The 7,268-nt window shown below is 74.8% G+C and carries 8 protein-coding genes; 4 read left to right on the top strand and 4 right to left on the bottom strand.

Annotation, left to right across the window (positions count from 1 at the left end; genetic code table 11):
• Window positions 1–14 precede the first annotated feature (14 nt).
• The gene (locus LWC33_RS26675) at window positions 15–941 is read right to left on the bottom strand and encodes a helix-turn-helix transcriptional regulator (protein WP_233307433.1); all 927 of its coding nucleotides are present in this window, start codon (window positions 939–941) and stop codon (window positions 15–17) included.
• Between the two features lie 100 nt (window positions 942–1,041).
• Here LWC33_RS26675 and LWC33_RS26680 point away from each other — a divergent pair, with 100 nt between their 5' ends.
• Both LWC33_RS26680 and LWC33_RS26685 read left to right on the top strand, forming a co-directional pair.
• On the top strand, window positions 1,042–1,758 hold the full coding sequence (locus LWC33_RS26680; protein WP_233307434.1) for an SDR family oxidoreductase: 717 nt from the start codon (window positions 1,042–1,044) through the stop codon (window positions 1,756–1,758).
• 131 nt (window positions 1,759–1,889) lie between these two features.
• Entirely contained in the window at window positions 1,890–3,050 is a 1,161-nt protein-coding gene (locus tag LWC33_RS26685) for a macrolide family glycosyltransferase (protein WP_233307435.1), read from the top strand.
• A gap of 165 nt (window positions 3,051–3,215) precedes the next feature.
• Here LWC33_RS26685 and LWC33_RS26690 read toward each other — a convergent pair whose 3' ends face one another.
• The 3 genes from LWC33_RS26690 to LWC33_RS26700 form a co-directional block, all read right to left on the bottom strand.
• The gene (locus tag LWC33_RS26690) at window positions 3,216–3,776 is read right to left on the bottom strand and encodes a VOC family protein (RefSeq protein WP_233307436.1); all 561 of its coding nucleotides are present in this window, start codon (window positions 3,774–3,776) and stop codon (window positions 3,216–3,218) included.
• Window positions 3,773–4,327, bottom strand: coding sequence for an RNA polymerase sigma factor (locus LWC33_RS26695; RefSeq protein ID WP_233307437.1), 555 nt, complete (start codon window positions 4,325–4,327; stop codon window positions 3,773–3,775). The genes LWC33_RS26690 and LWC33_RS26695 overlap by 4 nt, the downstream gene beginning before the upstream one ends.
• Window positions 4,328–4,398: 71 nt before the next feature.
• Window positions 4,399–5,448, bottom strand: a complete 1,050-nt coding sequence (locus LWC33_RS26700; protein ID WP_233307438.1) for an alpha/beta fold hydrolase — start codon at window positions 5,446–5,448, stop codon at window positions 4,399–4,401.
• A 60-nt stretch (window positions 5,449–5,508) separates the two neighbouring features.
• Between LWC33_RS26700 and LWC33_RS26705 the strand changes: the two genes are divergently transcribed.
• Together LWC33_RS26705 and LWC33_RS26710 are read left to right on the top strand one after the other, a co-directional pair.
• The gene (locus LWC33_RS26705) at window positions 5,509–6,474 is read left to right on the top strand and encodes an NAD(P)-dependent oxidoreductase (protein WP_233307439.1); all 966 of its coding nucleotides are present in this window, start codon (window positions 5,509–5,511) and stop codon (window positions 6,472–6,474) included.
• Between the two features lie 23 nt (window positions 6,475–6,497).
• Window positions 6,498–7,100, top strand: coding sequence for a hypothetical protein (locus LWC33_RS26710; protein ID WP_233307440.1), 603 nt, complete (start codon window positions 6,498–6,500; stop codon window positions 7,098–7,100).
• Window positions 7,101–7,268: the final 168 nt, after the last annotated feature.

Genomic DNA, 7,268 nt, shown 5'->3' on the forward strand with positions numbered 1-7,268 from the left:
AGCCAGCGGTTTCACTAGATCGGGTGATTCGTGAGCTGATCGGTCGGCGTGGCGCGCCCGTCGGAGATCCGCTCCGGTCGCCGGTCCGCCCCGCCGTTCGGCTCTCCGTGCGCCTCGATCCCGATGACCCGCAGCAGGGCGAGGGCCTCGGCCTCCGGTGTGCCCGGGGCGGCCGAGTACACGAGCAGCATCTGGTCGTCGAAGGCGTCGCGCAGGGTGTCGCAGTCGAGGGTCACGTCGCCGAGCTGGGGGTGCCGGATCTTCTTGCGGTCGCCGTGCCGCACCCGCACCGTCCGCTCGGCCCACATCCGTGCGAACCGCTCGCTGCCCTTCTCCAGGGTCGCGATCAGCCGACGGAGGCCGGGGTCGTCGGGGTAGCGGGCGGAGGCGCCCCGCAGGTCCGAGACCAGCGCGCGGTCGAGGCGCTCGCGCTCGGCGTCGTCGTCGGTGACGACCCGGTTGCCGGGACCGAGGAAGGCCCGCCAGGCCGTGTTGCGCTCCGCAGGGGGCACCGCCGACAGGTCGCCGAGGAGCGCGGCCGCCATCGCGTTCCAGGCCAGGACGTCCATCCGGGCGTTGAGCAGCAGCACCGGCAGGTCGGTGAGGCGGTCCATCAGCCGCAGCAGGCTCGGCCGCGGCTCGGCCGGGATCGTCCCCGGCGCCGGCGCCCGCACCCCGCCGAGGGCGAACAGGTGGTCCCGCTCGTCCGTGCTCAGCCGCAGCGCGCGGCCGAGCGCGCCCAGCACGGCGTCGGACGGGTGGGGGCCGCGGCCCTGCTCGAGCCGCGTCAGGTAGTCGACGGAGATCCCGGCGACCTGGGCGACCTCCTCGCGCCGCAGGCCCGGCGTGCGGCGGCGGGTCCCGGTCGGCAGGCCGAGGTCGGCGGGGCGCAGCCGCTCCCGCCACGTGCGCAGGGTCCTGCCGAGTTCGGTCCGGTCCACGTCCCCAGCATGCCGGGCACCGGACCGCTCAGCCTGGTACCGCGGGTCCCACGATCCGCCGGACCTGGTCGTCCCCCGGGGCCGGGCGCACGGTGGGGTCATGAGCGAGAACACGATCGCCCTGGTCACCGGGGCCAACAAGGGACTGGGCCGGGAGACGGTCCGCCGGCTCGCCGCGCTGCGCTGGACCGTGCTGCTGGGCTCGCGGGACGCCGGGCGCGGGGCCGCGACCGCCGCCGAGCTGGCGGGGGAGGGCCGGGTCGAGATGTTGCCGATCGACGTCACCTCCGACGAGTCCGTGCAGGCCGCCGCCAAGGAGGTCGAGGAGCGCTTCGGCCGGCTCGACGTGCTGGTCAACAACGCCGGCATCGTCGGCCCCCGCGTCGAGGTGCGGGAGACGGGCGCCGACGCGATGCGGGAGGTCTTCGAGACCAACGTCTTCGGGCCGGTCCGGGTGACCCGCGCCTTCCTCCCGCTACTGGAGCGCTCGGAGGCGCCGCGGATCGTGATGGTGTCCAGCGGACTCGGGTCGCTCGCGATCACCGCGGACCCGCAGCGGGTCGAGTCGCAGATCCGCTCCTTGACGTACCCGTCGTCGAAATCGGCGCTGAACATGGTCACGGCGCAGTACGCCCGGGCCCTGCCGCGGTTCCGGGTGAACGCCGCCGACCCCGGCTACACCGCCACGGACCTCAACGGGCACAGCGGCCCGCAGACCGTGACCGAGGGGACGGACGCGATCGTCGCGCTGGCCCAGGTCGGCCCGGACGGGCCGACGGGCGCCTACCGCGACCGCGCCGGTGAAATCCCGTGGTGACCCGCGCCTGCGGCCACTAGCGTCCGCCGGGTGATCCAGCAGCTCTACGGCTGAACAGGCCCGCGACGACCCCGCCTCCCGCGCGGGGTCGTCCGCACGCCCGTCGTATTCGTCGAGTTCCTGGAGTCCCTTTGTCGCACCTCCTCATGGCCGGCGCCGGCGCCCACGGCCACACCAACCCGCACCTGGGCGTCGTCGCCGAGCTGGCCGAACGCGGCCATCGCGTCTCCTGGGTGATCCCCGAGTCCTTCGCGGCGACGGTCACCGCGGCCGGCGCGACCCCGCTCGTCGTCGATTCCGTGGTGCCCGACGAGTCGAAGGGCGAGTCGTGGCCCGAGGACCCGGTCGCCGGCATGTCGCTCTTCCTCGCCGAGGCGGAGCACGTGTACCCGCAGGTCGAGAAGGCCCTCGCCGGCGATCCGCCCGATCTCGTGCTCTACGACATCGGCGGCTACCCCGGCCGCGCTCTCGCCGAGCGGTGGTGCCTGCCGCTGGTCCAGCTCTCGCCGTCGATGGTGGCGTGGGAGGGCTTCGAGAAGGACATGGGCGAGGCGCTGGCCTTCCGCGACACCCCGGACCACGCCGCCTACCAGCGCCGGTTCCAGGCCTGGCTCGACGGGCTCGGCATCGCGCTCACCCCCGACGAGTTCGCCGGACGCCCGCCGCGGTGCCTCGTCGAGATCCCGCGCGTCATGCAGCCGAACGCCGACCGGGTCGACGAGCGCGTGTACACGTTCGTCGGCCCGGCGCTGGACCGGCGCCGCGAGGAGTGGCAGGCCACCGGCGAGGAGCCGATGGTGCTGGTCTCGCTGGGCTCGAACTACACGCGGCGGCCGGACTTCTACCGGGCCTGCGCGGAGGCGTTCGCGCCGTTGGGCTGGCGGGTCGTGATCGCCGCAGGCGCCCACGTGACGCCCGAGGAGATCGGGCCGGTGCCGGCGGGAGTCGAGATCCACCGGTGGGTGCCGCAGTTCGCGGCGCTCGGCCATGCCCGCGCATTCGTGACGCACGCGGGCTCCGGCGGCTGCTCGGAGGCGCTGTACCAGGGCGTCCCGATGATCGCGGTGCCGCAGGCCGTCGACCAGTTCGGCAACGCGGCGCTGCTGGAGGCGCTCGGGGTCGGCCGGCACGTCCCGCGGGAGGAGGCGACGCCGGAGCGGCTGCGGCAGGCGCTGATGGAGCTCACCGGATCGGAGGTGGCGGCCCGGTGCGCCGCCCTGCGCGCAGAGGTCCGGGCGGAAGGCGGCGCGCGGGCCGCGGCCGACGCGGTGGAGTCGCTGCTGCCGGCCTGAGGCTCGAGCAGTATGGATCCACAACGCGCTGGAGCCGAGCTCGGTCGAGCGTTATCAATCCATAACGCTGTCGGGTCGGGCCTTGGTGAGCGTTGTGGATCCACGACGCTGTCGGGTCGGGCTCTGGGGAGCGTTGTGGATCCATACTGCGGCCCGACGGGCGTCTCACCCGCGGGAGACCATCCAGCGGTGCCCGGCCGGGTCGACGACGACGCCGCCGCGCCCGTAGGGCGAGTCCGTGACCGGCCGCTCCAGGTGGGCCCCGTGGGCGACCGCCCGCGCCACCACGGCGTCGGGGTCGGCGACCTCGAGCCGCAGCGACACCGACACCGCGCCCGGCTCCGGGGCCCGCAGGCCCAGCTCGGGGAACTCCTCGGCGAGCATCACGACCGAGTCGCCGAGGGCGATCTCGGCGTGCCCGACCCGCCCGTCCGGCATCACGATCGGGTCGCCGCGCCGGACCGCGCCGAACACCTCGACGTAGAAGTCGAGCGCGGCCGCGGCGTCGGGCACCGCGAGGTACGGGGTCAGGGTGTGCAACGGCAGGGCGGCGGCCTCGGTGGTCGTCGCCGGCGCGTCGGTGGTGGTCACGGTGGTCACGGTGTCCTCCTCGGTCTCGGGCCCGAGCACCAGCCGTTCGAGGCGTTCGCGCAGTCGCGCGGCGAACGCCGGATCGGGAGGTACGGGCCGGATCGGCTCGCGGAGGACGTCCAGCGGATCGGTCATGCCGGGCCTCCTTCCGCGGGCCGCTCGGAACTGTCGGTGTGTGCGACGTAGCTGCGTCGGAACGCGCTCCGCGCCCGCACGAGCAGGGCTTCGGTGGCGTGCACGGTCCGGCCCAGCACCTCGGCGACCTCGGGGACGGAGAGCCCGTCGAGGTAGCGCAGGGTCAGCGCGGCCCGGTGCTGCGGGGCCTGCGCGTCGAGGACCTCGCGGGCGAGCAGCGCGTCGAGCTCGGCCTCCCACGGATCCTCGGCCTCCGGGGCCTCCAGGACCCGCAGTGCGCGGTCCCGGATCTCCAGCGACCGCCAGTGGTCGACGAGCTTGTGCCGGGCGATCCCGACCAGCCATGCCGTGCTGACCTGTGGCGTGCCGGACCGGCACGCCGCCACGGCGGCCAGGAACACCTCGGCCGTGAGGTCCTCGGCGAGCGCCCGCCGGCCGCAGCGGGCGAGCAGGTAGCCGTGGACCTCGGGCAGCGCGGAGTCGTAGAGGGCGAGCAGGGCGAGCCCCGGATCGGGCTCGACCCCGCTCGGGGATCCCGGTGGTCCGCTCACACCCCTCCATCGGGCGGGGCGGCGGGACTCCGACGGTGGTTCACCCGTTCGTCGTAGTCGGCCGCCGACGGTCAGGTCGCCGCGAGGAAGCCGAGGAGGACGTCGGTCCAGCGGTCCGCGGCGTCGACGTGCGGCCCGTGCCCGCTCCCGTCGAAGATCTCGACGGTGACCCGTCCGCCCGCCGCGGCGTACGCGTCGAGCACCGCACGGATCTGGCTGACCATCGGCTGTGCGGGGAACGCCTCCTCGCCGGGCCAGCCGGGCACCGCGCCGCTCGCGCCGAGCACGCCGAAGTCGAGCGGCGAGGCGTCGGACACGACGAGGTCCGCGCTCCCGTGCGTCCACAGCACCGGCGGCTTCGGGTCGAGGTCCACGAGGTCCGCCCACCGGCAGTACTTCGGGGACAGCGCGTTGAGGATGCCGCGCGTGCCCGGGGCGACGCCCGGCCAGTGGGGCGAGGTCACCGTGTCGCCGGGGTAGCCGTCGTCGCCGACGAGGGTCTTGAGCACCTCGGCGACCAGGACGTCCTCGCGGTCGGCGGGCAGCCGGTAGGCCGGCGACCAGTACAGCGCGCGCATGACGTTGCGGATCGAGAAGGCGCTCTCGTCCGACGCGTCCTGCGCCGCGAGCCGTGCGACGACCTCGGGGTTCGCCGTGCCCCCGCCGGAGCCCGCGACGTCGGGGGTGACGGGCGAGCCGTCGGCGCGGGCACCGCCGTAGCCGTACGGGGAGACGGGGTCGAGGAAGGTCAGCGAGGCGACCGGGTGGTCCTTCGCGTACGCGGCGATCGCGGCGCCGGCGGTGGACCAGCCGACCAGGTGCGGCGGCCGGTCGATCCCGAGCGCGCGCAGCAGGGCGGCGGTGTCGTCGGCCCAGTCGTCCAGGCCGCGGGTGGCGTCGAGGGCCTTCGGCTCGGTGTCGCCGAAGCCGCGCATGTCCGGCGCGATCACCCGGTACCGCTCGCCCAGTCGCGGCATCAGGTGCTCGAAGAAGCGACTGGTGGAGAGATTGCCGTGCAGCAGGACGAGCGGCTCGCCGTCCGCCGGCCCCGACTCCAGCACGTGCATGCGGAGGCGGTCGGTGTCGACGGTGGCGGACCGCACCCCGGGCAGCAGCGTCATGGCGTGATCGTCGGGGGCCGGTGGTCCGCGGTCAATCCGCCGTCCGGCAGGGTCGGGCGCGTGCGCGTCGTCCTGGCCACCCCGCTCGACGAGGACCTCTGCCGGCTCGTCGAGGAGCGGGAACCCCGTCTCACCCTCATCCGCGAGCACGCGCTGTTGCCGCCCATGCGCTGGCCCTCCGACCACACCGGCGACCCGGAGTGGCGGCGCACGCCCGCGCAGCAGCGGCGGTTCGAGGAGCTGCTCGACTCCGCCGACGCCCTCTACGGCATCCCGGGCGAGCACGATGCGGCCGCACTCGCCCGGACCGTCGCGGCCAACCCCCGGCTGCGCTGGGTGCAGGCGATGGCGGCCGGGGGAGGGGCCACGGTCCGCGCGGCGGGGCTCACCGCCGCGCAGCTCGAGCGGGTCGTGTTCACGACGACGGCGGGCGTCCACGGTGGTCCGCTCGCGGAGTTCGTCGTGTTCGGACTGCTCGCGGGGGCGAAGACGCTGCCGCTGCTGCAGGCCCGGCAGCGCGCGCACGAGTGGGGGCCGCGGTGGTTCATGGGACAGCTCGCCGACCAGGTGGTGCTCGTGCTGGGCCTGGGTGGGATCGGCCGCGAGGTCGTGCAGCGGCTGCGCGCCTTCGGGTGCCGGGTGATCGGGACCGCGCGCCGGCCCGGCCCGCCGCCCGAGGGTGTCGACGAGCTGGTGCACCCCGCGGACCTCGCCGCCGTCGTCGGGCGGGTCGACGGGATCGTCGTGACGCTCCCGGCCACGCCGGCGACCGAGCGCATGATCGACCGGGAGGTCCTGGCCGCGGTGCGCCCCGGCTGCACGCTGGTCAACGTCGGGCGTGGGTCGGTGATCGACGAACCGGCCCTGGTCGAGGCCCTGCGCGACGGGCGGATCGGGTTCGCCGCCCTCGACGTGGTCGCACACCCCGGCGGATTCTCCCGGGCGGAGTTCCCCTGGGCGTGGTCTCCTGAGCAGCGACTGAGAGCAGTGCTCTTGACGAGGAGCGGCAGGCGCTCCATTCTGTGAGCACTGCTCACGAAGGAGATCTGATGTCCGCCACGCTCGCCTCGCCGTCCACGGCCCGCACCGCTCCGGACACCTCCGCGCTCCGGGGCTCCGGCCTCGTCGCCGCGGGCGCGCTCTTCGTCGCCTACCCGGCCCTGCGGCCCTACGGCGACGCGACGGTCGACGGGATGGCGGCCGCCTTCGCCTCCCCGGCGTGGCTCGTCGCGCACCTGGCTGCGGTGGCCGGGTTCGTGCTGGTCGGCCTGGGGATCCGGCCGCTCTCACGGGCGGCCGCCACGGTGTGGTGGATCGGAGCCGGGATGGTCCTGCCCTACTACGGCGCGGAGGCGTTCGCCCTGCACGCGCTCGGCCTGCGCAGCTCCGGCGAGGCGCTGGCCGCGGCCGCCGACGCGGTGCGCAACGGGCCCGTGCAGCTCACCGTGTTCGGGGCCGGGCTGCTCCTGCTCGCGCTGTCCGCGGTGCTGGTCGCGGTCCGCGGGCGTGCGCTCGCGCTGCCGTTCGCGGTGGCGATGCTGCTGTTCCTGCCGCAGTTCTTCCTGTCGCCGGGACTGCGGATCGCGCACGGCGTGCTGCTCGGCGTCGGCTGTGTGCTGCTGGCGGTCGCCGTGCGCCGGAAGGCCGCCTGACGCCCACGATCGGCCCCCCGCACACGAGCCGTAGCTCCTGCGCGGGCGCGACCGTGTGTGCGGAGCTAGATGATCGATTCCTTGAAGGTGGCGTGTCACTCAGCCAGGAAATAGAGGAGGACGTCCATGATCGACTGTGACGAACGACCTGGACGCCCTCCTGACCGC

The sequence above is a fragment of the Pseudonocardia terrae genome (genome assembly GCF_021343995.1).
In the GTDB taxonomy this organism is placed as follows: domain Bacteria; phylum Actinomycetota; class Actinomycetes; order Mycobacteriales; family Pseudonocardiaceae; genus Pseudonocardia; species Pseudonocardia terrae.

Coding starts and splice junctions, on each gene's coding strand:
- LWC33_RS26680 (WP_233307434.1), top strand. CDS start 1,042: ATGAGCGAGAACACGATCGCCCTGGTCACCGGGGCCAACAAGGGACTG.
- LWC33_RS26690 (WP_233307436.1), bottom strand. CDS start 3,776: ATGACCGATCCGCTGGACGTCCTCCGCGAGCCGATCCGGCCCGTACCT.
- LWC33_RS26700 (WP_233307438.1), bottom strand. CDS start 5,448: ATGACGCTGCTGCCCGGGGTGCGGTCCGCCACCGTCGACACCGACCGC.
- LWC33_RS26710 (WP_233307440.1), top strand. CDS start 6,498: ATGTCCGCCACGCTCGCCTCGCCGTCCACGGCCCGCACCGCTCCGGAC.